Genomic DNA, 24,508 nt, shown 5'->3' on the forward strand with positions numbered 1-24,508 from the left:
AAGCGCGATCGAACCGTCGCCATTATCCATGACGAGCGAGCAAGGCCGCCACCAACCACCGGGCATTGTTGCGGGCGATCGTTGCGGGTCATTGCTGATGGATCGAGAACGCTCGGGCCTAGTAAGCGCCGTTCTCCTTGGTGGCGATCACCACCCAGAGGGTCTTTAACACGATCCAAATATCGAGCCAAAGGTTCCGAGCACTGGCGTAGTACACATCGATCGAAATGCGGCGATCGTAGGGAATGTCGTTGCGGCCCGACACTTGCCATAGCCCGGTAATTCCCGGCTTCACGGTCAGCACCTTATGGATGTGACGACCATACATGGGCAATTCTTCGGGAACCAACGGCCGCGGCCCCACCACACTCATATCCCCCAGCAATACATTTAAAAACTGGGGGAATTCGTCCAAGCTGGTCACCCGCAAAAGGCGACCAATCCAAGTGATGCGAGGGTCGCGCTTGAGCTTGCAGGTGGCGGCATATTCGGCCCGCAGGGCGGGATCCTTGGCGATCATGGCGGCCAACATTTCATCGGCGTTCACCACCATGGTGCGAAATTTGATGCACCGAAAGCGGCGGAAATTTTTGCCGACGCGACTTTGGGTATAAAACACCGGGCCAGGCGAGCTGAAGGCCACCAGGGCAATCAGCAGTAGATACAGCGGCGAAAAAACAATCAGTACAAATAGAGAAAAAACGATGTCAAACAGTCGTTTAACAAAGTCCGCATTCAGGTTGCTGATAACGGCAGGCCCGAGGCTTCGACGGGAGGTCGATCGCCCGGCCCGGCTGGCAACGGAAGGACTCTTAGCCAGCATGACACTCCTTCAAGTTTGTTCACACCACACCTGAGCCTAATGATAAGGCTTGGTTCCGAAAGTCCGGCCCGGACAATACGCTTCAAGAACTGACTACCGGGGCGATCGAGCCAATTCCGGTGGCTAATTCTCGGTAGCCAGGGCCGCCAACCAGGGCTGAATTTGCAAGTCATATTGACCCGCCTGTTCCGGAGGATACCAACCCTGTTCAATTTTGGCCAGAATTTGCGGTAGGGCGGCTAAAAATTCGGGCGATCGCAAATTGGGATGCACCGTCCAAGCATCGGTGGACGGCAACACCGCCCGCCACCAGGGGCCCCGTTCCAGCCGTTTGGAAACCATTAATTCCCAGGAGTCTAGGCGGCCGCGCCCGGTGGTTCCATACAAGGCGGTGCGCAGGACGGTGGGGAGTTGGTCAAACCAGGGCCGGGGCGATCGATGCCACAAAATGGGCCAGGGCAGGAGTTGGTCAAACCGACGGCGATCGATCAAAAAGGCCCGGCTGCTGAAGAATTTGAAGCGATAAAATCCATCGGGGTCTTGGGTGAAAGGTTTGACCTGGTGCATGGCATCGGCCGGCGGCCCCGTCAACGGCCGCACGGACATCACATCGGGCCGGGCCTTGAGCAGTTCCACCCCTTCGGAAATCCAATCGTGGCCGGGCTTTTGATAAAGCATCATGTCGCTGTCGAAGTGCAGCAAATAATCACCCGCGATCGCTTCGAGGGCGTAGAGACTGCCAAAGATGGGATAGCCCTTCCAGTTGTGGGTGTGGGGCAGGGGCCAACCGAAGTGTTTGCGATAAACCTGGGGCCGTTGGCCATAGTCCATGTCCGCGAGCCGATCGACAATGCCGCGATCGAGCAGTTCTTGGCAGGCGGCCCGCAACTGCTCGATCGTCCCTAGGCCCGGACGCTGAGCCTTATCGCCAGACAGGGGAGCCGTGTCCACAAACAGCACCCGCTCCACAAAGGGAAAGTTACAACTCCGAACCAGGTGCGGAATGGTATGCATCATGAATGGCAAATCCGTACGCGCCACCATGATCGACAGGGAACAAGAGGGAACAGCCACCGCGATCGCAACTCCTCAGCTCAAGGTTATGAATTCAATCTATGAATTCGGCCAATTCCACCCTACTTCGATCGCCCCGGCCGTCAATCAGCCGACTTTCTGCAACTGATCCAGCCGTTCCAACACTTCCGCACTGTGAACCACTGGCCGCACCTTCAAGAATCGATCGCGCAGCATCCCTTCCGGATCAATCAGATAGGTATGACGCATGGACATGGGATTCATCCAAGAACCATAGGCCCGACTGACCGCCCCGTCGGTGTCTGCCAACAGGGGAAAACGCAGCCCCTCCGCATCACAGAATTCCGCGTGGCTGTCCACATCATCGGCGCTAACTCCCAAAATCTGGGTGTTACGGGCTTGATATTGGGGCAAGTCGCGCTGGAACCGCTGGGCCTCGATCGTGCAGCCGGAGGTGAAATCCTTGGGGTAGAAATACAACACCACCCACTGGCCTCGGTAATCTTGCAGCGAAATTGTGCCATCACCGCTGTTGCTGGGCAGGGTGAAATCGGGAGCCGGAGCATTCAAGGCCGGCTGCGGGCCACCCAAGGCCCAGGCGGCATTGGGGCCAACGAACCATAGCGCCAGGGCGATCGCCCCAGCCAAACAACCTACCAACACACGATCGAGCCATGGGCGCACCCAAGCCACAGACCCCGCAGGGGCCAAACGGTGTGAAAGCAACATCAAACAAGCCTCCTCAGACCTGAGTTTCGGGATTGGGGTTAATCAACGGTTTTGATGCTTGGGGTCGATCGCAATTTTGGACTAAACCTCAAACTCCGCGCCCCTGATCGCCAAGTCGCTGGTGGTGCGGCGCACGGCCACATAGCTGCCCAAGAGACCCACGGAACAGCCAAACCCTACCAAAATCGAAAGCAACAGGAGCAAGTCGGAACCCGTGAGGGGCAAGTCTCGGGCCAGCAGTTGCACCAATCCCAAGCGGCTGTTGAGCAAGGAACCGAGGGCCTGTTGCAAGGCCATGACAGCCAAGCTGGCGATCGAGGCTCCCTGAACCCCAAAAACCGCCCCTTGAAGAATGAAGGGCAGATAGATCCAAACAGGAGTTGCCCCCACCAGTTGAGCAATTTCAATTTCTTGGCGACGGGCGGCCACCACCAACCGGATGGCGGTGATGATCGTAGCGATCGCGGCGGAAACCAACAGGACGATCGTGCCCGTGGCCACCACCTTTAGCCCCCAATCCAGCTCCCGCAACCGCACCACCACTTCCGCCGCATACCGGGCCGCATCCACGCCGGGCAATTGGGCAATGGTGGCCGCCAGTTGGGGAGTCAGCTCGGCCCGGGCCGCTTGGGCTTTCAGCTCGTCGGTGAGGGGGTTGCCTTCCAACTGTTGGGTGGCGCGGGCAATATCCGAAATGCCCAAATCCCGAACCAATGCTTGCCAGGCTTGATCTTTCGGAATCACTTGCACGGCCACCACGCCTTCGAGCTGGGCGATCGATCGGGCAACGGCGGCGGTTTGGGCCCCGGGTTGCAAATACACGCAAATTTCGAGTTGGCTCCCCAGTTTGGCCAGGGCCCGATCGAGATACCAAGTGCCCTGCAAGCTAATGCCAAACAGAAATAGGGACACGGCCACCGTGCCCACAGCGGCCCAATTCATCCAGCCGCCCCGTCGCAGGCCTTGCCGGGTTTCTTGCCACAGATACAGCCAAGGGATGGCCGTCCGATCGCCCATGGGGGTTGCCTTCGCCTCCGACTCGCTTCTTGAACCATCATAATCAGAGGGATGGCGGTCTCGACTCCTGGCCAGACTCCTGGCCCCATCCATTCCACTACCTCGAAAGCCACCCGTGACGCACTCCGCGCCCCAATCCACACCCAACTCCACACCAAACACACCCAAGCAAGCCCCGGCTACCGCTATGACCAACGCCGCTGATTCTGAACTCCAATCCCAAAACCAGCCTGCGGCCGAGTTAGGTGCTGGGGAAAATGGGCGATCGATCCTGATTTGTCAAAACGTTCACTGCTACCGCAATCGATCGGGAGCCGTGCTGGCCGCTTTCCAGAGCGCCGCCTTGCCAGCGGGGGTCACCGTCACCGCCAGCGATTGTCATGGCCAGTGCCACTTGGGCCCCAGTGTGCGAATTGTGCCGGATGAAACTTGGTATGCCCGGGTAGCACCAGCGGATGTGTCTAGGATTGTTGAGGAACATCTGCGGCAAAATCACCCGGTCTCAGATTTGCTGAATCCTCGCTTACATATGGATTACAGCACCTACTACGGCCAAGCGGGCTATGGTCAAACTGGGGCCGCCTCTTGAGCGTTGGTCAAAAATGCATATTCCAATCAAAAAACCTCACCCCCTGGCTCTCCAAGCAAGCGGAAGAGAGAGGAAGTGAGGGTCTTGATTGGGGTCAAATCACCCAAAAGCCTGATTTTGCCGTTAGCAGATCAGGAGAGACAAGGAACTTCAGCCCCTTGTTACGGCGAGCAGGCCAGGAGAGACAAGGAGCTTAAGCCCCTTGTTACGGCGAGCAGACCATAAGAGACAAGGGATTCCAGCCCCTTGTTACGGCGAGCAGATCAGGAAAGACAAGGGGCTTAAGCCCCTTGTTACGGCCACTGACGCACCAAAACTCAATCGGTTTAGCCTCGCGCCAGCCGATGACGATGGCCCCTAGGCTTCAACCGGCGGCAGATCCACCTGCAGCGACTCCAAAACGCTTTGGACATTGCTGGTGGCATAGCCCACTTCGAGGGGAAACTTGGCTTGCAAAACAGCCAACACCCGATCGAGCTGACCTTCGAGCTGGCGATCATTGCGAATCAGCTTCCGCAACCGATCCTTCACGGCCGGCAGAATTGGCCCCGTATCTTTACCCTCAGAGGCTTCGAGGGCATGGGTACGGAACAGATCCAGGCGATCGATTTTTTGGGTACGCAATAGGTCTTGCAATTCATAGCAAGCCCGATCGGTAAACTCTTGGGTCACATATTCCAAGACCACCGGTTGCAGACCAAACATGGCCCCACCGGCCGCGCCACGCTCAATCAGCGATCGCCGGCCCAGGGATTCCAACGCTTCGATTAATTCCGGTTGCGAGAACGGAATCGAAATCTTATCGCGCAGTTGGCTCAAAGACAGGGGTTGCTGTTCGATCGCCAACCAATAAACAATCGCCCGTTCAATATCTGACAGGCGATCGAACTGGCGTTGCAACAAATCGCGAATATCCCCAAACACCAGCGTCGATTGCTTCAGGAACTCCGACACCCGACCGCCAAACAGTTCTTGAATCGTGGTCGAAGCAATCTTCAAGGTGAGCGGGTTTCCCCGATACAAATCAATCAACTCTTTCCAGAGTTTTTCCTCTTGCAAGCCCTTGTCGCGGAAAATCTCACCCGCCTCATCGGGGCCCAATGCACCCAACTGCGACACCCGCACCGGCAGCGTATTCCCCTCTAGGCGAGCCACCTCACGGGGCTTTTCAGAACTGGTGAGCAGCAGGCAGCTTTGGTGTGACTCTTCACCCACCCGGCGCAGCAATTCACCATAGTCCTCAAACCCGTCGCGGTATTGCCCGGAGATATCCCCCTGACGCAGTACGGACTCCACCCCATCCAGCACCAACAGGCAACGGTGTTGACGCAGATAGTCAATCAGCAACGTGATCCGGTTATGGGTGCTGTCGGGCAAATAGGTTTGGCGCTTGCGAGACAAGGTTTGCACCAACCGGCCAATCACCTCGCGAGGCGAAACCCCATGGCGGAGCGATCGCCAAATGATGAACTCAAACTCCTCTTGCTCCTCGAGCGATCGAGCCAAACGAACCGCCAACGCCGTCTTGCCAATCCCCGCGATCCCCAGCAAGGCCACCACACGGCAGTGATCTTGGGAAATCCAGGTTTGCAGGGCGGTCAGCTCCTGCGCACGACCATAGAAAGCCGAAATATCCGGCGCTTCTCCCCAATCATATTGAGGCGGCAACTCGCCCACTTCCACTTCGGGGGTGACCGGCATTGCCACGATCGGCCCTTGTGTTTGGCGGGTTTGATACTGAGACACCAAAATCTGCTGCAGCTTGGCCAATTTTCCTGGCCCAGCACCAGCGATATGAAACTTTTTATACACTTCACCCAAGCGCTTACGGGCCGCTTCTGGGCGGATTCCTAGGCGTTGGGCAATGGCATTCATCGGCTCACCATTGATGGCTGCGGCCAGCACATCCAGCTCGGTATTCGAGACACTATGCTCCTTCGCAATTTGTCTCAAAAAGTCTTGAGGAATCAATTCACCAATCTCTCTGTACTAAACAATCTTCGGCCTTTATCTTAGCCTCGAAAATGTATTTCTTATATGAATATTTTCTAGAAATGAGTTCGTAGCTATCAGGGGAGAGTGGGATAAGCTCTCGCATCTCGCAGGGTAGAATATTGTGTTTTCAAGATACTTGTGCCTCCCAGACAGGTTTTGCTCTGCTCTGGCTAAGGAGTCTTGGAATTCAGGATTTTCTGGGCATGAGTTTATGGGCATTAACTACAGGGGTGGATGGGGTCGAAATCACTCTGCAAATAAGCGGACAGGGAGACACCCCAAACACCACCCCAAACACCACCCCAAACCCGACTCAGAAATGGATGAAGATCGACGGCGAACCCTGTGCCCAAAAACCTGCCCGAGAACGCGCCCGAAAACTGGCCTCAAAATTTGCCCGAAAATTTGACCCGACTGGGATCCCTAAGCTCGATAGAATGGGGGGTGCTAGCAACGCCGCTGTGTTTCGCCGAGTTTTCAGGTCTTTGCGTGGATCTAGATCGAGTCTTTAAACATCCTAAGCCAATCATTGGAGTCGTCCACTTGTTGCCGCTGCCGAGTTCTGCGCGGTGGGGACTGAGCCTTAAGGCAGTTATTGAGCGCGCTGAACAGGAAGCAGTGGCGCTGGCTGCCGGTGGGGTGGATGCGATTTTGGTGGAAAATTTTTTTGATGCCCCTTTTCCGAAAGATGCGGTTGATCCGGCGGTGGTGAGTGCCATGACGCTGGTGGTTCACCATTTACAAAATTTGGTGACTTTACCGATCGGGGTGAATGTGTTGCGCAATGATGCCCATTCGGCCATTGCGATCGCCTCTTGCACCGGGGCGCACTTTATTCGGGTCAATGTGCTGTCGGGGGTGATGGCCACCGATCAGGGATTGATTGAAGGCCAGGCCCACCAGCTCCTGCGTTACCGGCGGGAACTGGGCAGTGATGTCAAGATTTTGGCGGATGTGTTGGTGAAACATGCTCGCCCGATCGGGTCACCCAACTTAACGGTGGCGGTGCAAGACACGATCGAGCGCGGTTTGGCCGACGGGGCCATTTTGTCGGGATGGGCCACCGGCAGCCCGCCCAATATCGAAGACTTGGAGTTAGCCAAGGCCGCTGCGGGGGATACGCCGATCTTTGTGGGCAGCGGGGCTAATTACGACAATGTGGCGCAACTGCTGGAAGTGGCGGATGGGGTGATTGTGGCCAGTTCCCTGAAGCGGCGAGGCCGGCGGGATTTGCCGATCGACCCGAACCGGGTTAGCCAGTTTGTGGAGGTGGCGCGTCGGGGCCGGCCGGCCCCGGCGATGGTTGTCCCGACACCTACGCCCATGAGCTGATGAATGAGCACCCATGGGCTGGAACTCAGGGGCTAAAGCCTAATTAATTCGGTACTAATCAGTCCGGGTTTATGGCTTGGGCGGCAACGCAATAGCGGGGGCCAGTTGAAACCCGGCGATCGCCCCTTGCAAAATGGCTTGGCGCGATCGTTGGCGCAAGCTTTCTACTGCGATGAGATACGTATCCTGGCCGTCGGTGGTGGTGGCCACCTGCACCGGGTTTTGGGGACTGGCATAAAGCTGCCAAGTGCGCCCGCCCGCTTGTTGGGATCCTTGGGCCGTCAGTGGAACGGTCAATCCCAATCGTTGCAAGGCTTGGGGGCCGGTTTCGCCCACCACCCATGTGAAGCTGATTCGGCCTTCATTGAGTTCCATTTCGGGCGATCGCCACAGGTTGGTCAGGATCGGATCTCGCTGCCAACCCAAGGGAACGAGCGATCGAACTCGCGTGCCCCACACCGCGATCGCGTGCAGGGCGGGAATCATCGGCACTTGGGGCATAAATTGCACCTGAGCCGCACAGCGCCCATCGGGAGCTTGGTTTGGATTGCGCAAAAAATCGCGAACCAGGCGGTTGGCGCAATCACTGCTGGCAAAGGCCCCATGGCCCAACCCGGAAAAGGTGTAGTGATAGGCGTGGGGCAGGCTAGCAGCCACCTGATTGCCAAAGGGTGGCGGCGTGACCGGATCTAAGTTGCCCGACAGCAGCAGGGTGGGAATGTTGGTGCTCACGGGGCGGTTGGCTTCGGGGCCCAAGGTGGGAACCGGCCAGAGGCGGCAACTGTCTAGAAATTCTTGCGGATCGGTGCTGAGGGGGCGTAATTCCGGCAGGATGCTGCCCAAGTCGGTGGTTATGGGGGTGTTGAATCCGGCTTCTTCGGCACAAAGCACCGATTGTTGCATTCCGTCGGCCAGGGGGCTGAACCAATCGGACGCTAGCTCCGTGAGGGAAGACCAGTCGCCCGATCGCATTTCGCGCAGCCATTCCGGGAGTTGCGGAATTAAGCTGCTGTCGTAGAGCGCTGAAATGACCAGGTTAACCAGCCCATCGCCGTCGATCGCCACGGTGCGCCAAAATTGCTCACCATTGGCGGCCAGGACTCGGCCCGATCGCCCCGCTTGCAGTTGCGCATCCACGTAGGCGATCGCGTCAAAGCCTTCAGTGGTGATGGGCTGGCGCTCCAGTTGGGCCACCACGGCTTGGAAGGTTTCTTGCAGGTGGGGATATTCCCGCTGGCAAACGGGCGATCGCCGACATTGTTCAAACAGTTGCCGCAGGGCCCGATCGTGACTGCGCAAGGATTCGGTGATGTAGTTGGTGTTCAGGGGAACCACCGCATCTAAAATCACGCTCCGCAGTCGATCGGGATGGCGCTTCATCAGGTGTTGGCCCAGCATCGTCCCGTAGGACACCCCATAGAAATTGAAGCGGTCATAGCCCAGGGCGGACATCACCAGCGGGATATCGTCAGCATTTTCCCAACTGTTATAGGCTCCCAGATCCACCCCTTGGCCCACAAGGCGATCGCGACAGGCCCCATAGGCCGCCAGGGTTTTTTGGTTAATGGTTTCCTCGCTGAGCTGGGGCAGTTGGGGCGCAATCTGTCGATCGACCTCGTAGATTTCTTGGCAAAACAAATAGGGCTGGGAAAATTGCGTGCCCCGTTGCTCAATCAGCACCAAGTCCCGATCGCCCAGGCCCGGCGTGGCGGCGATGGCTTCCCACCAGGGTTCCAGCAGCATCAGGGTGGAACCACCGGGCCCCCCTTGGGCCATCACCAGGGGATCCGGTTGGGCCTGGGGGCGATCGCTGCGAATTTGGGCCACGGCCAGGCGAATGGTGGGGCCCGTGGGATTGGCGTGGCGCTCCGGCACGGTCACAAAGCCACAACGCAATCGATCGCCCAACCGAGCCAAGGCCTCGGTGCGCAGCAGCGATGGGCAAGGGGTCGCTTCAAATTGACCGATAGGGAAGCGGGGTGACGTAAGGGCAAGGGCGACCGATGGGTCAGGTGGGTGGTTTCCGGCAACAACGCCCATGGGAAACCCCGTGGCAAAACCATCCCCCAAAAGGGTTATCGCCATGGCACAGCCTGTCACCATCACCCACCGTTGCCACCCATGCCCTCGCCGCCCGATGACCATCACAGTTTCTTAAGAAAAATAAAAATTTTGTAGCAAGGTGCGATCGATAGCTTAACCGATGGCGGGCGATCGACATATCCCTTTACAGATCCGGGTTTTGGGCGTTGAAACCGGTGTAAAACAAATCCCGACTTTTTTAATCGGGATTGTTTGCACCCCCCTTGTAACCCGTGATACGCTTTCTGCATTCGATGGGATACTCCCTAATCCCGTTGCCGCAAAACAGGAGCGAAACCGCCCCATGACTGGAGTTCTCGACACCCGCCGCACCGCCACCGAATCGCCCGATCACCAGCACGCCCACCCAGCCGATGGCCACCATAGCCACAGCGGCCACTTTACGCACCTGAAGTGCAAAGAATGTGGTGCTGAATACGAAGCCACCGCCATGCACGTGTGCGAGTTGTGCTTTGGCCCGCTGGAAGTGAAGTATGACTACGAGGCGATCGCCCGTAACGTATCGCGCGAAAAGATCGCGGCCGGCCCGAACTCCATCTGGCGCTACAAAGATTTTCTGCCCGTCGGCAGCGACCCGATCGACGTGGGCACAGGCATGACTCCCCTCCTGAAGGCTAACCGCCTGGCTCGTCGTTTGGGTCTCAAGAACCTCTATATCAAGAACGACGCGGTGAACATGCCCACCTTGAGCTTCAAGGATCGGGTGGTGTCCGTGGCCCTGACCCGTGCTCGCGAGCTGGGCTTCACCACGGTTTCCTGCGCCAGCACCGGCAACTTGGCTAACTCCACGGCGGCGATCGCGGCCCACGCGGGTTTGGAATGCTGCGTGTTCATTCCCGCTGACCTGGAATCGGGCAAGGTGTTGGGCACGTTGATCTATAACCCCACCGTGATGGCGGTGCGCGGTAACTATGACCAAGTGAACCGCCTTTGCTCGGAAGTGGCCAACAGCTACGGCTGGGGCTTCGTGAACATCAACTTGCGTCCTTACTACTCCGAAGGCTCCAAGACCTTGGGCTTTGAGGTGGCGGAACAGTTGGGCTGGCAACTGCCGGATCACATTGTGGCTCCCTTGGCTTCTGGCTCCCTGTTCACGAAAATCCACAAGGGCTTCCAAGAGCTGATCGCCACGGGCTTGGTGGAATCGAAGCCCGTGAAGTGTAGCGGGGCCCAGGCGGAGGGTTGCAACCCGATCGCCACGGCCTTCAAGGAAGAGCGGGACTTTATTGCCCCCGTGAAGCCCAACACGATCGCCAAGTCGATCGCGATCGGGAACCCCGCCGATGGGATCTATGCGGTGGAGCAAGCCCGCAAAACCGGCGGCCACATCGACACCGCCACCGACGAAGAAATCGTGGAAGGCATCAAGCTGCTGGCGGAAACCGAAGGCATCTTCACGGAAACCGCTGGCGGTACGACGATCGCCGTCTTGAAGAAATTGGTGGAAGCGGGCAAGATTAACCCCGACGAAACCACGGTGGTTTACATCACCGGCAACGGCCTGAAAACCCAAGAAGCGGTTCAAAGCCACGCGGGTCAACCGTTGGAAATTGATCCGAAGTTGGATAGCTTTGAGCGCGCTTGGGATCGGGCCCGCACGCTCGATCGCCTGGAGTGGCAACAGGTTTTGGTCTAGGGATTTCCCAAGACCGGGTGATTCACAACCCAAACCGTGAATCACCCTCACCGCGCGGGAGGTGGTCACGCGCCTATGGCCCTTGCGCATGGGGAACTTGCCCCCTGAGCGGGCCGGCCTGAGTGGCGGCGGCCCTCACCCCACTGGATTGAGGTTAGGGCCAATCCCGGGCTGTTCATACCTGCTGTTTGTGGGTTTGCTTGGATTGTTTTCAATCCTGATTCGCAATCACGATTCGATTGCTGATTTGATTGCTGATTTGATCGCTTGTCTTGTTTTGCGTTGTTCTGAGTTTCTGAATCTGCACGACCATGGCCATTAAAGTTTTGATTCCCACCCCGCTGCAAAAATTCACCGAGGATCGGGCCGAAATCGAATGCAGCGGCGACACGATCGACGCAATGATCGATTCCCTGGAAGTGAGCTGCCCCGGCATCAAGGCGCGTATTTGCGACGATGAAGGCAAACTTCGCCGCTTCCTGAATGTCTACGTGAACAGCGAAGACATCCGCTTCCTGGATGGCCAAGCCACCAGCCTGGCCGACGGCGATGAGGTGAGCATCGTGCCGGCCGTCGCGGGCGGTTGAACCAAGGTTACGGTTGATGCCTCGGAATCCCCGTTGGCAGCTTCCCAGTTTTTCAGTTTTTTCAGTCTTTGGAGAAAGTCGGGCGATCGCCCTAGCGCATCAATCGGGGCGATCGGGATCCGATAGACTTCACTAAATTTGCGGCAACACGAGGGAACCCTAGCGGTATCCTCGTTTTTTCTTTTGGTTTGATCGGGGGTCAGGCGCTGAACCTGCCCCCCAATCGATCGCCCCAAGATCGCCCCCATTTAGGAAATTAGGGACTCATGGGGCAAAATTTACCCGATCGAGACCGTTTCCGTTTGGGGGTTGCGCTTCCCTTCCGTTTGCAGGGCCGCCGCCAACCGGTTGAGGGCACTGACATAGGCTTGGGCAGAAGCCACCACGATATCAGTGTTGGCCGAGTGGCCCGAAAACACCGTGTCGGCGTGACGAATCCGGATCGTCACTTCGCCCATCGCGTCGATCCCTTCGGTGACGGATTGAACGGAGAACTCGATCAAGTCGTTGTCGATTTGGGCGATCCGGCTGATGGCACGGTAAACCGCATCCACGGGGCCCGTGCCGGTGGCCGCATCGGTGCGATCGCTCCCATCGGGCATCCGCACCGTGACCGTGGCCGTGGGGCAGGACTTGTCACCGCAGGACACCTGCACATGCTCCAGGCGGTAGAGTTCCGGCACTTGGCGAATTTCGTCGTTGACGATCGCTTCCAAATCCCGATCGCTCACTTCCTTTTTCTTGTCCGCCACGTCCTTGAACCGCACGAAGGCCTTGTTCAATTCCGTTTCGGTCAGATCAAAACCCAACTCCTTCAGGCGCGTGGCGAAGGCGTTGCGGCCTGACAGTTTGCCGAGGACGATTTGGTTTTCCGTCCGCCCGATCGTTTGGGCATCGATGATTTCGTAGGTCAGCTTGTTCTTGAGCATCCCGTCTTGGTGGATGCCTGATTGGTGCGAGAAGGCATTGGCCCCGACGATCGCCTTGTTCGGTTGGACGATCATGCCCGTCAGTTGCGAGACCATGCGCGAGGTGCGGTAGATCTCCTTCAGGTTCACACCGGTCAAGGGTTCTTCCGATTCTGGCGCACGGCCAAAGAACGGGTTATAGAACGATCGCCGCACATGCAGCGCCATCACCAATTCTTCTAGGGACGCATTCCCGGCTCGTTCGCCAATGCCGTTCAGGGTGCATTCCAACTGGCGCGCGCCGTTTTGCACCGCCGCCAGGAAGTTGGCCACCGCCAAGCCCAAGTCGTTGTGGCCATGGACGGAAATCACCGCCTGATCAATGTTCGGCACATTTTCCTTGATGCCACGAATCAGCGCGCCGAACTCATCAGGCGTGGTGTAGCCCACGGTGTCGGGGATGTTCACCGTGGTGGCCCCAGCGGCGATCGCCCGTTCCAGCACTTCATAGAGGAATTCCGGATCGCTGCGACCCGCATCCTCCGGCGAAAACTCCACATCATTGGTGAAGCTCTTGGCGTAGGCCACCATTTCTTCGGCGATCGCCACCACTTCCGGCCGCTCTTTTTTGAGCTTGTACTTCATGTGGATGTCGGACGTGGCAATGAAGGTGTGAATCCGCCACTTCGCCGCTTCCTTCAGGGCTGCTGCCGCCGTTTGAATGTCTTCCTTGCGGGCACGGGCCAAGCCGCAAATGGTCGGGCCGTTGGGGGTTCCCACTTCGGCGGCAATCCGCTGGACGGCATCGAAGTCCCCGGGGCTGGAGAAGGGAAAGCCGGCTTCGATGATGTCCACTTGCAGTCGAGCTAGCTGGCGGGCGATCGTTAGCTTTTCTTCGACGTTCAGCGATGCGCCGGGCGACTGTTCGCCATCGCGCAGGGTGGTGTCAAAAATCAAAACGCGATCGGGATTAATTACCGGGCCAGCAGACTGAGCGGTCATGAATTTACCTCCGAGGAATCGGCCGCGACCAATGCGGACAACTTTTCATAGGGGACAACCAAAAATGCAAAAGCGCAACGCTAAATTTAGGTTGCGCCCATGGGGTTTATTCTAACGATTTTGGCTGCCGATCGCGCAAGGGGCGATCGGGATGATTCACCATTCGGCCCTGATGCCACCTCACAGCCCAAACTCAGGGGGCAAGGGGATCAGGGGGTGTCGTCATTTTTCAAGGTGATGCTGAAGCGGTTGATCTTCCATACCCTAATCGTCACAACAAGGGGCTTAAGCCCCTTGTCCCCCACGGTCTGCTAACGGCAGATCTGGGGTTTCGGGCTAAACGACGACGGGCCCTAAGCCCCTTGTCTAGAGCAGTTGGCGCAATTGATCGATTGATCCATGAATTGCGATCACTGGCTGACCGTCAATCCTCTAATAATCTGACTTTTCGATTTTGCGGCGGATGTCGTTGAGGTCAATGTAGCGATCGGTCGCATTGCGCAGCTCGCGGGCGATCATGCCTTCGGTGGAAACCACGGTGATGTGGGTGTTTTTGGAGCGCAACAGCTCGATCGCCCGCTCAAAGTCCCCATCGCCACTGAACAACACCACCGCATCATATTGATCAACCGTGTTAAACATATCAATCACGATTTCAATGTCCAGGTTCGCCTTTTGGGAATAGCGCTCGGATTTATCGTCGTAATATTCCTTCAGCAGTTTGGTGCGAACCGTGTAGCCCAGATTAATCAATGCATCCCGAAATCCTCGTTGATCCTGAGGATCCTTCAGCCCCGTATACCAAAAGGCATTAATCAATTGCACATTAGCTGGTTCGGTGAAATATTCAAGAACCCGCCGAGGATCGAAAAACCAGCCATTCTTTTGCTGGGCATAAAACATATTGTTGCCATCCACAAAAATGGATAGACGGGCGGTATTAATTGTCATAGAGAAGGAAGCCTAGCTGGTTGATTCAGATGTTTTGAGAAGTGTTTAGGGATTTAGACGCTAGCGTATGGCAGCTTGGTCTAACGAAGGGGCTGGCTGAGGTTTAGGGTTGGCTGATGCTTGAGACCCCGATACAGCGGGAGCGATCGCGCCGTGAGCTGCCTAATTTGAGCCTAGCACTTCATAATATTCCTTAACTTTTACATATTCCTTAACTTTTACACAAACCGCCGAGGGGCCGAATCGCCCGATCGCCCCCACAAGCAATCCTTTGAGGCCACCGCTGAGAACACCGCGCCCCGAAACTGAACTCAACGCGATCGGGCGATCGCCGCTGGTCATGGCTCCCTGAAAACAAAAAAAGTGAAACTGTTCCCAAAACCCTTCACAGAATCAAAAAAACTCTGCTACTATGTAGCTCGCGTTGTCAACACAGCGCCTTCTGGAGAGATGGCTGAGTGGTCGAAAGCGGCAGATTGCTAATCTGTTGAGGGTCGTTTAGACTCTCCGAGGGTTCGAATCCCTCTCTCTCCGTTCTGAACAGGCTTTGCATCAGAGTTTGCATCGCTTCAATCACGGCTGCCAACGACTGTTTAACCCCGATTAAAATAGTCATCAGTCACAGATATTTTTAAAAATCCATCGGCTTGAGCGGATCCCCGAAAAGCCAAATCTGAAAAGCCAGAATTGATCCGTGGTCGATCGACACAGGTAAAGGGCTGAAATGCCTTGCATCCACGCTTATGGGTGCTTTGCCAGTCTCCAAAGATACTTTTCAGATGTCCCTCGCGGGCGATTATGAAATTCATAAGCAAATTGAAGACTCATGGATTGCAAAGATGAATTCTAGAGATTAGGTCTAGGGATGAGTTCTAGAGACGAATTCTAGAGATTAGGTCTAGAGATCAGTTTCAGAGATGGAATTTGAATATTAGATTGAGAGATTAGATCCACCCGGGCTTCAGACCGGCCCCTGATTTGATCAACCCATCTGATCAACCAGTCTGATCAACCAGTCTAATCAACCCAGGAGCAAACTCAGGGCCGAGGCTCCTGGGCGATCGATTTGCTCGATCGAGCCAGAACGGGCTAAGACTAGGCCGCATTGGGTTTTCCAATTCTTGAGGAGTGAATAACCATGACTGCGATGCCCGAGCATCACGACCCCATGAAACCACAATTGACCTCGCGAGCCAGACAGCCGCGTCGCACCTGGCCAGCCCTGATGGCCGTGGCGGCCTTGACCAGTTTGCTCGGAGCCTGTGCCGGACAGCCCAACGCATCCCCCGCCGGAGACAGTCCGGAAGCCGCCGCGCCTGCCGATGGGCTGAAGTTGGGGGCCCTGTTGCCCACCACAGGTGATTTGCAGTCGATCGGGCAGCCCATGTCCGAAGTTTTGCCCCTGGCCGTGGAAACGATTAACGCCTGCGGAGGCGTAAACGGCAAACCCGTGAGCCTGGTGCTGGCCGATGACCAAACGGATCCGACCGTGGGCGTGGAAGGGATGACCAAGCTGGTGGAAGTGGACAAGGTGGCCGGGGTAGTTGGCTCCTTTGCCAGCAGTGTTTCCGGCGCTGCGGTGGATGTGGCCGTGCGCAACAAGGTGATGATGATTTCGCCCGGCAGCACCAGCCCCGTATTCACGGAACGGGCGAAAAAGGGTGAATTTCAAGGATTTTGGGCCCGGACGGCTCCGCCGGATACCTACCAGGCCGAAGCGTTGGCCAAGCTAGCCTTTGAGCGGGGCCACAAGCGGGTTTCCACGATCGTAATTAATAACGATTACGGCGTGGGATTTGAGCAAAAATTCATCGCGGCGTTCAAAAAACTGGGCGGCACGGTGGTGAATGAGGCCAAACCCACCCGCTACGACCCCAAGGCGGCCACCTTTGAATCGGAAGTGAACGCGGCCTTCAGCCAAAAACCCGACGCGGTGGCGGCGATTCTTTATGTGGAAAGTGGGGCCCTGTTGCTGAAGGCGGCCTATGAGCAAGGCCTGAGCAAGGGGGTGCAAATCATGCTGACGGACGGCATGAAGACCGACGACCTGGCCAAACAGGTGGGGATGGGATCCGATGGAAAACCGATTGTGGCCGGGGCGATCGGGACAGTGCCCGGAGCCGACGGCGAAAGCCTCACGGCCCTGACAGAGTTGGTGCAACGGAAGCTGAACAAAGCCCCCGCCGCTTTTGTGCCCCAAACCTGGGATGCGGTGATGTTGATGGCCTTGGCAGCCCAAGCGGCCGGCGAAAACACGGGCACAGGCATCCAAAGCAAAATTCGGGAAGTGTCGAGCGGCGACGGGGAAGCGGTTACCGATGTCTGCAAGGGGCTGGAGTTGCTGAAGGCGGGCAAGAAGATTAACTACCAGGGCGCAAGCGGCAACGTGGACATTGATGAGAACGGCGACGTGGTGGGGAACTACGACGTTTGGAATGTGGAGAGTGACGGCAAGATTTCGATTAAGGGCAAGGTGAAGTTGCAATAGGGGGCGATCGAATTCCGTCGCACCCAATCAAGCTTCATCAAACTTCATAATATTCGGCACTCAGTGCCACCGGGGCGATCGAGCAGGCTGCAATGGGCCACTCGATCGCCCTATTGATTGCGGTTGCGTGCTTCCTGTCCCTGCTCCTTTCCAAACAGCACCCATCGGTTCAGATTCAAATAGGAAAATTCAATCAAACAATTAAGTTTTTATGTCAGTCTCTAATTGACCAAGGCGATCAATCCTCAAGCGCTCCATAGTATAGTCGTTAAATCAGTACTAAAAAAGAGTAATTGAATTATCTGGTGACAGCAACACACTCATCCAATGGGCTAGATGGGCCTTAGCAGTTTCGCATCAGCCTGACCATTTTTGAATTCTCTGTCTAAGCATTTCGTCAAAATAGGATCAAATTGTTCTGTATAAGCAATTTGTGCCCCTTGTGCTAATCAGTCTGCCCTAGGCAATTTTTCATTACGTTGATTTATTTCCAGAGTTGTTGATTCAAATGCCTTTCGCCATAGAGTAACTAGCCATGTTAGAAGGATTTGTTTTTGCCACTATTTTATTAGGATTTTTCGGCATGATTTTGAAGAAAAATCTAGTCATGAAAATTGTCTCAATGGATGTGATGAGCACAGGTGTTATTGCCTATTATGTGCTCATAGCGGCGCGATCGGGTCTATTTACACCCATTTTGCAATCACCTCCCCGTGATGTGACCTATGCGGATCCAGTGCCCCAAGCGGTGATTTTGACAGCGATCGTGATTGGCTTTTCCATCCAAGCGCTGATGCTGGTGGGCGTGATGAAGTTAGCGCGGGATAATCCAACCCTGGAAACGGCTGAAATTGAGAAAAATAATCAGCGATAGGCAGTTCGCTGATTTTCCAATTGGCTCTCAGTGAGGAATGCGCTCAGGTCAACTGGCAATTAATTTTCGATTAACTCCGCTGAAAAGTTAACTCTGTTGAAATTAGTCCCGATTGACTCATTTGAGTTGGTTCTGATTTCATGACTCTTGATTGAGTCGTTTATGGATTCAGGTTTAAGTGCAAATTAACTTTGAGTTAAGTCTGAATCTATCCCTTAGTTAACTGTTCCGTTGACCATTCATCATTCCACAAATGCTTGCTGAGTTGAGCGGCGTTGCCCGCCCAAATTCCGTCAATTCTCAGCATCCCAAATGGCTCAACAATGGTTCAGGATGCGATCGCGTCCTGAGCTAGCCCCGCCCTGGATCGAGTCGCTGATAGCCCACTGCTGGCTCATTCACCACCCCCAGAAGCCACCATGCTTGCATCTTCTACCTTGGAACCTTTAACCGTTGGCTGGGTTGTTTTTTCCCTGATGGTGGGATTTACGATTGCCCTGCTGCCCAAGCTCGATCGCGTCTTGTCCCTACTGGTTGCCGTCACCTCAGCCGTTTACGCTGGGCTGCTGTTCACCGCCAATGCTCCCTTGCCGCTGACCCTCTTGGATCGCTTTGGGGTGACTTTGGTTGCCGATTCCCTGGCGGCTTTTTTCATTTTGACCAATGCGATCGTCACCCTCGCAGTCTTGTGCTACTCCTGGCAAAGTTCCAAGAAAGCATTTTTCTACAGCCAATTGTTAATGCTCCATGGCAGCCTCAATGCGGCTTTTATTTGCGCTGATTTAGTCAGCATTTATATTGCCCTGGAAGTTAGCGGCATTGCAGCTTTTTTGCTAATTGCCTATCCCCGCAGCGATCGCTCCATTTGGGTCGCCCTGCGCTATCTCTTCATTAGCAATGCTGCCATGTTGTTTTACCTGGTGGGGGCAGTTTCCGTTTATCAACATCAACATTCCTTTGCCCTAGCAGGTCTTGCCAAGGCTCCGCCGGAGGCGATCGCCCTCATCTTTTTAGGACTGTTGGTGAAAGGTGGGGTTTTTATCTCCGGTTTGTGGCTACCGCTCACCCACTCAGAATCAGAAACCTCCGTTTCAGCCCTGCTTTCGGGAATCGCCATTAAAGCCAGTATTTTACCTCTGTTGCGCTGTGCTTTGGTGTCTGATGATTTGGACTTAATTGTCCGAATCTTTGGGGTCGCAACAGCCCTTTTAGGGGTTAGCTACGCCATGTTTGAAAAGGACACCAAACGAATGTTGGCCTTTCACACCATTTCGCAATTGGGATTTGTTTTGGCCGCGCCCTTGGTGGGTGGCTTCTATGCCCTTACCCATGGCTTGGTGAAGTCTTGTTTGTTTTTATTGGCGGGTTCTTTGCCCAGCCGCAACTTCAAAGTTTTAAAAAGCCAAACGATCGATCGCACCCTTTGGGTTGGCTTGCTGCTAGCTAGTTTGTCGATTTCTGGGTTGCCTCTTTTAGCTGGTTTTGCGGCCAAGGCTTTAACCCTGAAAGAACTGCAACCTTGGCAAACCATGCTGATGAATGCAGCCGCGATCGGAACAGCCATTTCCTTTGCGAAATTCATCTTCCTCAAACCCCATGGATTCCCATCCTTTGGCAAGGCGATCGGCAGTGACCAAGGGGCAGGCCAAATCACATCCCATGCTCTGCCGCAACCCGAAATAGCCGCCATGGCTAGCTCAGCATTAGCCACATCAGGTTTGGCTACCCAAAACCTAGATTTTGCTGGCACAAGTGCCGCCCATTTGGAACCCAAAACAGCCGCCACCACTACTAATTCTGGGCTTTGGATTGCAGTGACTTTACTGCTCGTCAGCTTGGTACTCGCCAATGGTTTTTATGGGGCCGCTTACACGATCGATAGTGCCAGTAAAGCTGGTTTCACCATTGCCGCAGGCTGGCTGGTTTATTGGGTTGTGATTCGTCAAAGCACTGTGAAATTACCTCAGGTGGCCGAAGAATTTGATCACCTGGTGGGGGCCATGAGTTTAACGTCTGTTGTGCTGTTTTGGATGGCATTGTCATGGTAAAGATCGGCCGGCTCGCAATTATTTTATTTCGCCTTCTGATTTGGTTGTTGCTAACAGCCGATGGCAGCGGGGTCAACCTCGCGATCGGGATTGTGGTCGCTGTGCTCTTGCCGCGTCAGTCCTTTGCACCCGATCGCCTCAAAGATTGGCTCACCATTTTCTGGAAGATCGCAACTGCCATTCCCATGGCCTATATCGAATCCATTGAAATCATGCTCCGTCCCCATCATCGGGAAAGCATTGTTTGGGAACAGGTTCCTCAGCGGCGATCAACTCAACTGATTTTCTTAGACATTTTTCTCATTACCTTCACCCCCAAAACCATCGTTTGCCGATACGACAAAAAAACCGGCTATGCCGTTCACAAAATTGATCCCTAGGTTTTGATTGCTTCACCGTGACTGCTCAACGTCGTGATTCAGGTTGCTCAATTCACCATGACCAATGCCATTTTGATTGCGGCTATTTTGGCTTTACTCATTCCAATTTATAAGGCCTGCACGGAGGAAGACGTTTGGCAGAAAATGTTGGCCCTATCGAGTGTTTCCAGCAAGGTTTCAATCGCCATTTTGCTGGTTTCGGTGCAGCGCGATGATTGGTCGATCGGGGTTGTAGCAGTGATTGTGTTGAGCGTGGGCAATGCGGGATTAATGCTGCTGGCTAACGTTTTGAAACGAATGGGAGAAGCCTAATTATGACCTGGACGGAAATGCCTTTGATTGATGGCATCAGCAATGTTTGTTTAGTGGGTGGGATGGTGTTTTGGTTTTGGGGCACAACACAATTACTCACCCGCCGATCGGTACTTTTTAAATTGCACGGCTTATCGGTGGCGGACACTTTGGGATCTTTGGCGATCGTGTTTGGGTTGCTATTAAAGATTCCCAATGAGTGGCCATTGCTCATTTTAGCCATGATTTGTTTGGCCGTTTGGAACACCATGTTGGGCTATGTTTTGGCCTACTGCTCCACCAGCGGAGACCAACCATGAATGAGTTGAACTGGGTTAATGATTTGCCAATTTATGTGATCACTGCGCTGTTGCCACTTTCGGCAGCGATGGTGATTTTTCAATCGAATCCCTACCATGCACTGGTGATCCGTGGCATTTTGGGCGCTTTGGCGGCGGCTGTTTATGCGATTTTGGGTGCTGCTGATGTGTCTTTAACGGAAGCACTCATGGGCACATTGCTGGCAATTACACTGTATGCAATTGCCGTGCGATCGTCCCTAGTTTTGCAGTTGGGATATCTAGAAGATCCAACTATCGTTACTCCGCCTCATTTACTGCATTTAGACCCAGAAACCCACGCACCTGACTTAACCCAAGAGTCTGCCAATGCGGAATTAGATCCCACGGTCGTGGAATGTTTAGCAAATACATTCAAGCCCTTTTACCTCCGCATTGAATTGGTTCCCTATCCCAGCCTGACGGCACTCCAGCGAGCCTTGGGCGATCGGGAAGTTCATGCCATTTATGCGCCAACATTCGGTCTCTCAAGTGCCCCAGAAGATTCAACAACCCCTCAGCCCAATTCCGAAAAGCCACAACTCATCACCCGCGTTCAACGGCTCTACGAAATTATGCGGGAAAAGCCCCTGTCAGACTTGGCCACCATTACTTATCAGTCAGCGCATCAGTCAGCCAATTTATTAGCCAATTTATCAACTGATTCGTCAGCCAACGTCACCCTCACCCAGGAGCGCAAACCCTCATGATTAAGTGGATTTATGTACTGGCAGGCTTAGCGTTCTATTGCAAAATGGTGCTGTTTCCCAACTACGCACCAGATGTGATTGGGGCTGAAATTGTACAGGCGGTGGTGACCGACAGCGGGGTTCCGAATGCTGTTTCGGGGATCATTTTCCGCAATCGGTTATACGACACCATTTTTGAGGTGGTGGTCTTTACAATTGCAATCATGGGATCGCAATTTTTATTGGCCAATGAAAATCCATCCTGCTCAATTCAACGATTGGTGGATCAGCCCTCGATCGTGCTGGCGCGGTTAGGGGCCACGATTGCTGCCCTGGTCGCGATCGAGCTAGGAATTCGCGGTCACCTCAGCCCCGGAGGTGGCTTTGCAGCGGGTGTGGCGGGGGGCACTGCGATCGGATTAGTGACCATTACCGCTTCACCGGACTGGATGCAGAATCTTTATCAGCGTTGGCGAGCTGCAACTTGGGAAAAAATTTCCGTCCTTGTTTTCATCGCCTTGGCTGTCATCACCTTAATTGGGTACGAATTGCCCCACGGTGAGTTAGGAACCCTCGCCAGCGGCGGTTTATTGCCCGTTTTAAACTTTCTAGTAGCCGTGAAAGTGGCCTTGGGATCCTGGGCAGCGTTGTTAGTTTTTATACGCTACCGTGGACTGTTTTAGGTTTGGCTTTTACAGTTGAGTGATCTGACTGATCGTTTTCTGTGATGCTGCTGGCCGCCCCGATCGACCTTGGGAAGGGGTGCTTAGACATGATCTGTAAAACGAATTGCTGACAGCGATTCTTCAAGGGAATTTCAATCACACTCTGTGAAGAAATGTTCAATCACACTTTGTGAAGAAATGGATCCCATAACGCTGAAGAATTGCTGAAGTTCCCCTTCAGGATCCAAAATCAGACTGAGGATGGGAACACAATTCCCCAAGCCTTTGCCCTTGTCTCATTGAAATCCTAATTAGGCAAGACTCACTGCAAAGCAAGCGACCTCAACCGATCCTTCTGGATCGGTTTTGACCGCAATGGGGAAAATTCAGTCTTGATTTTCAAGGGATGGCTCGGGCCATTGCCCAATGCTAAAACCATTGGAGATCAGATCATTTGAAATCGTCGTGGTGATCTAGCCATATGACTGTTGCAACCAATCCGGCTGACCTTCGGATGAATTCAGCCCCAACTGTGCCACGGTTAGACCGTTGTTGCTCGCAGGAACTGCTGCATTATTTTCAGGATGCCTGGGCTTTAGAAGATAAGCTGCTAAGCAGTTTGGCAGAGCCAGCCACCTTTTATTTACGACCAGATCCCCTACGCAACCCGCTGATTTTCTATCTAGGACATTCAGCGGTTTTTTATGTCAATAAGTTAGTGCGAGTTGGCCTGTGGTCGCAACGGCTGAACCCGGACTATGAGCAGTTGTTTGAAATCGGGGTTGACCCTAACACTGCTGTTGAATTGGATGCCGTCATTGGCGAAATTCAATGGCCAGAAGTGGCGGCTGTTTGGGACTATCGCGATCGGGTGAAGGCAGCGATCGAGCAAATCATCTTAACTGCTGATTTTGAACTGCCTATTCACCCCAAACATCCCCTTTGGGCCCTGTTGATGGCGATCGAACATCAACGGATTCACATTGAAACCTCTTCGATGTTGTTGCGCCAATTACCACTCGATCGCCTGCGATGTCCGGCCGATTGGTCGATCGCCCCAACGGATTTGCCCGCGCCGCAAAATTTCATGCGCCTGATTCCTAGCGGCACAGTCACCCTTGGCAAATCCCCAGCCGATCACACCTATGGTTGGGATAGTGAATATGGCCACCGAGAAGTGGAAGTGCCCAGCTTTTGGGCGAGCCAGTTCCTCATCACCAACCAAGAGTATCAAGAGTTCGTGGCAGCCGGTGGCTACCAAAACGCCGCCTACTGGTCAGCCGAGGGTTGGCAATGGCGCGAAACTTACCAGGTTTCCCATCCCAAGTTTTGGATTCCGCAAGGAGATCACTACCGGTATCGATCGACCTTTTTTGAATGTGATTTACCCCTCGCCTGGCCCGCAGAGGTGAACTATTACGAGGCGATCGCCTTCTGTTGCTGGAAGGGTAAAGGCGTGCGACTGCTCAGCGAGGCGGAATGGAATCGTGCATTGCAGTGGTCAACCACAGAGGCACAAAACCCTACTCAAAGTCATGATTTTCAGCCTTGGAATCAGCCAACAGATTCCCACTTCAACCGCCCTTTAATCCAAGATCTAGATCAAGATTTTGGGCAAGCTTTCGGGAAAGATTTTGGGCAAAACTCAGGCCCCATTGCTGAATTGCCTCCCAATTTGCACTGGCAATCGATCTCGCCCCGAGCCGTGAATGCAAACCGGGCGATCGCCCAAGGGCTTGCGGATTTGCGAGGCAATGTTTGGGAATGGATTGCTGATGCCTTTAATCCATTACCGGGCTTTGAACCTCATCCCCTTTATGAGGATCAGTCAGCACCTTTTTTTGATGAAGATCACCGCATGATGTTGGGTGGTTCTTGGGCCACCAATGGCTCTATGGCTCTGCCATCCTATCGCAATTGGTTCCGACCTCATTTCTATCAACATGTGGGCTTTCGGATTGCCCAAGGAACAAGTGATTTATGCCACTAGAAAGCCGGTCTTCGTCTGTTCAATCGCGCCCTGTAAAC

At 54.6% G+C, this 24,508-nt stretch carries 23 protein-coding genes and 1 tRNA gene; 15 read left to right on the top strand and 9 right to left on the bottom strand.

All coding sequences use genetic code 11. The features are described 5' to 3' along the window. Positions 1-118: 118 nt before the first annotated feature. From AC2IAX_RS09380 to AC2IAX_RS09395, 4 genes are all read right to left on the bottom strand, one after another. A complete protein-coding gene (locus AC2IAX_RS09380) occupies positions 119-823 on the bottom strand; it encodes an undecaprenyl-phosphate galactose phosphotransferase family protein (protein ID WP_494387283.1) in 705 nt (234 codons plus the stop codon). A 123-nt stretch (positions 824-946) separates the two neighbouring features. Then, positions 947-1,897, bottom strand: a complete 951-nt coding sequence (locus tag AC2IAX_RS09385) for a hypothetical protein (protein ID WP_494387284.1) — start codon at positions 1,895-1,897, stop codon at positions 947-949. A gap of 87 nt (positions 1,898-1,984) precedes the next feature. After that, positions 1,985-2,587: a peroxiredoxin gene (locus tag AC2IAX_RS09390; RefSeq protein WP_494387285.1), complete on the bottom strand. Its 603-nt coding sequence runs from the start codon at positions 2,585-2,587 to the stop codon at positions 1,985-1,987. Between the two features lie 81 nt (positions 2,588-2,668). Further along, a complete protein-coding gene (locus AC2IAX_RS09395) occupies positions 2,669-3,604 on the bottom strand; it encodes a cell division protein FtsX (protein WP_494387286.1) in 936 nt (311 codons plus the stop codon). A 115-nt stretch (positions 3,605-3,719) separates the two neighbouring features. On the opposite strand from AC2IAX_RS09395, the gene AC2IAX_RS09400 reads away from it, so the two are divergent. Next, complete coding sequence (locus AC2IAX_RS09400) at positions 3,720-4,193, top strand: (2Fe-2S) ferredoxin domain-containing protein (protein ID WP_494387287.1); 474 nt, start codon at positions 3,720-3,722, stop codon at positions 4,191-4,193. 357 nt (positions 4,194-4,550) lie between these two features. On the opposite strand, the gene AC2IAX_RS09405 is transcribed toward AC2IAX_RS09400, so the two are convergent. Continuing rightward, on the bottom strand, positions 4,551-6,164 hold the full coding sequence (locus AC2IAX_RS09405; protein ID WP_494387288.1) for an NB-ARC domain-containing protein: 1,614 nt from the start codon (positions 6,162-6,164) through the stop codon (positions 4,551-4,553). A 513-nt stretch (positions 6,165-6,677) separates the two neighbouring features. Here AC2IAX_RS09405 and btpA point away from each other — a divergent pair. Beyond that, a complete protein-coding gene (btpA, locus tag AC2IAX_RS09410; RefSeq protein ID WP_494387289.1) occupies positions 6,678-7,520 on the top strand; it encodes a photosystem I biogenesis protein BtpA in 843 nt (280 codons plus the stop codon). 69 nt (positions 7,521-7,589) lie between these two features. Here the strand turns inward: btpA and AC2IAX_RS09415 are convergent, their stop codons facing one another. After that, complete coding sequence (locus AC2IAX_RS09415) at positions 7,590-9,605, bottom strand: alpha/beta hydrolase (protein WP_494387290.1); 2,016 nt, start codon at positions 9,603-9,605, stop codon at positions 7,590-7,592. Between the two features lie 301 nt (positions 9,606-9,906). On the opposite strand from AC2IAX_RS09415, the gene thrC reads away from it, so the two are divergent. Together thrC and AC2IAX_RS09425 are read left to right on the top strand one after the other, a co-directional pair. Next, entirely contained in the window at positions 9,907-11,259 is a 1,353-nt protein-coding gene (gene thrC, locus AC2IAX_RS09420) for a threonine synthase (RefSeq protein ID WP_494387291.1), read from the top strand. Between the two features lie 311 nt (positions 11,260-11,570). Further along, on the top strand, positions 11,571-11,846 hold the full coding sequence (locus tag AC2IAX_RS09425) for a MoaD/ThiS family protein (RefSeq protein WP_494387292.1): 276 nt from the start codon (positions 11,571-11,573) through the stop codon (positions 11,844-11,846). Between the two features lie 278 nt (positions 11,847-12,124). Here AC2IAX_RS09425 and AC2IAX_RS09430 read toward each other — a convergent pair whose 3' ends face one another. Beyond that, entirely contained in the window at positions 12,125-13,756 is a 1,632-nt protein-coding gene (locus AC2IAX_RS09430; RefSeq protein ID WP_494387293.1) for a 2-isopropylmalate synthase, read from the bottom strand. Between the two features lie 99 nt (positions 13,757-13,855). On the opposite strand from AC2IAX_RS09430, the gene AC2IAX_RS09435 reads away from it, so the two are divergent. Next, positions 13,856-14,071 (top strand): hypothetical protein, encoded by a 216-nt coding sequence (locus AC2IAX_RS09435; protein WP_494387294.1) that lies wholly within the window; start codon positions 13,856-13,858, stop codon positions 14,069-14,071. A 117-nt stretch (positions 14,072-14,188) separates the two neighbouring features. Here the strand turns inward: AC2IAX_RS09435 and labA are convergent, their stop codons facing one another. Both labA and AC2IAX_RS09445 read right to left on the bottom strand, forming a co-directional pair. Then, positions 14,189-14,707, bottom strand: a complete 519-nt coding sequence (gene labA, locus AC2IAX_RS09440) for a low amplitude/bright protein LabA (RefSeq protein ID WP_099531612.1) — start codon at positions 14,705-14,707, stop codon at positions 14,189-14,191. A gap of 162 nt (positions 14,708-14,869) precedes the next feature. Continuing rightward, positions 14,870-15,049 carry a hypothetical protein gene (locus tag AC2IAX_RS09445; protein ID WP_494387295.1) on the bottom strand — a complete coding sequence of 60 codons (180 nt, stop codon included), beginning with the start codon at positions 15,047-15,049 and terminating at the stop codon, positions 14,870-14,872. Positions 15,050-15,151: 102 nt separating this feature from the next. On the opposite strand from AC2IAX_RS09445, the gene AC2IAX_RS09450 reads away from it, so the two are divergent. The 10 genes from AC2IAX_RS09450 to ovoA all read left to right on the top strand — a co-directional run bounded on the left by AC2IAX_RS09450 (position 15,152) and on the right by ovoA (position 24,470). Beyond that, positions 15,152-15,241, top strand: a tRNA-Ser gene (locus tag AC2IAX_RS09450). A 634-nt stretch (positions 15,242-15,875) separates the two neighbouring features. Next, the gene (locus AC2IAX_RS09455; protein WP_494390341.1) at positions 15,876-17,195 is read left to right on the top strand and encodes an ABC transporter substrate-binding protein; all 1,320 of its coding nucleotides are present in this window, start codon (positions 15,876-15,878) and stop codon (positions 17,193-17,195) included. A 535-nt stretch (positions 17,196-17,730) separates the two neighbouring features. Beyond that, the gene (locus tag AC2IAX_RS09460) at positions 17,731-18,069 is read left to right on the top strand and encodes an NADH-quinone oxidoreductase subunit K (protein ID WP_494387296.1); all 339 of its coding nucleotides are present in this window, start codon (positions 17,731-17,733) and stop codon (positions 18,067-18,069) included. A 437-nt stretch (positions 18,070-18,506) separates the two neighbouring features. Beyond that, positions 18,507-20,117 carry a cation:proton antiporter gene (locus AC2IAX_RS09465; protein WP_494390342.1) on the top strand — a complete coding sequence of 537 codons (1,611 nt, stop codon included), beginning with the start codon at positions 18,507-18,509 and terminating at the stop codon, positions 20,115-20,117. After that, the gene (locus tag AC2IAX_RS09470; protein WP_494387297.1) at positions 20,111-20,497 is read left to right on the top strand and encodes a Na+/H+ antiporter subunit E; all 387 of its coding nucleotides are present in this window, start codon (positions 20,111-20,113) and stop codon (positions 20,495-20,497) included. The genes AC2IAX_RS09465 and AC2IAX_RS09470 overlap by 7 nt, the downstream gene beginning before the upstream one ends. Before the next feature lie 57 nt (positions 20,498-20,554). Beyond that, entirely contained in the window at positions 20,555-20,809 is a 255-nt protein-coding gene (locus AC2IAX_RS09475; RefSeq protein ID WP_099531615.1) for a hypothetical protein, read from the top strand. A 2-nt stretch (positions 20,810-20,811) separates the two neighbouring features. After that, the gene (locus tag AC2IAX_RS09480; RefSeq protein WP_494387298.1) at positions 20,812-21,108 is read left to right on the top strand and encodes a monovalent cation/H(+) antiporter subunit G; all 297 of its coding nucleotides are present in this window, start codon (positions 20,812-20,814) and stop codon (positions 21,106-21,108) included. After that, entirely contained in the window at positions 21,105-21,836 is a 732-nt protein-coding gene (locus tag AC2IAX_RS09485) for a DUF4040 domain-containing protein (protein WP_494387299.1), read from the top strand. The genes AC2IAX_RS09480 and AC2IAX_RS09485 overlap by 4 nt, the downstream gene beginning before the upstream one ends. Beyond that, a complete protein-coding gene (locus AC2IAX_RS09490; RefSeq protein WP_494390343.1) occupies positions 21,836-22,498 on the top strand; it encodes a Na(+)/H(+) antiporter subunit B in 663 nt (220 codons plus the stop codon). Before AC2IAX_RS09485 ends, AC2IAX_RS09490 begins: the two co-directional genes overlap by 1 nt. Before the next feature lie 463 nt (positions 22,499-22,961). Beyond that, positions 22,962-24,470: a 5-histidylcysteine sulfoxide synthase gene (gene ovoA, locus AC2IAX_RS09495; RefSeq protein ID WP_494387300.1), complete on the top strand. Its 1,509-nt coding sequence runs from the start codon at positions 22,962-22,964 to the stop codon at positions 24,468-24,470. Positions 24,471-24,508 lie beyond the last annotated feature (38 nt).

The sequence above is a fragment of the Limnothrix sp. HT2024 genome (assembly GCF_059138625.1).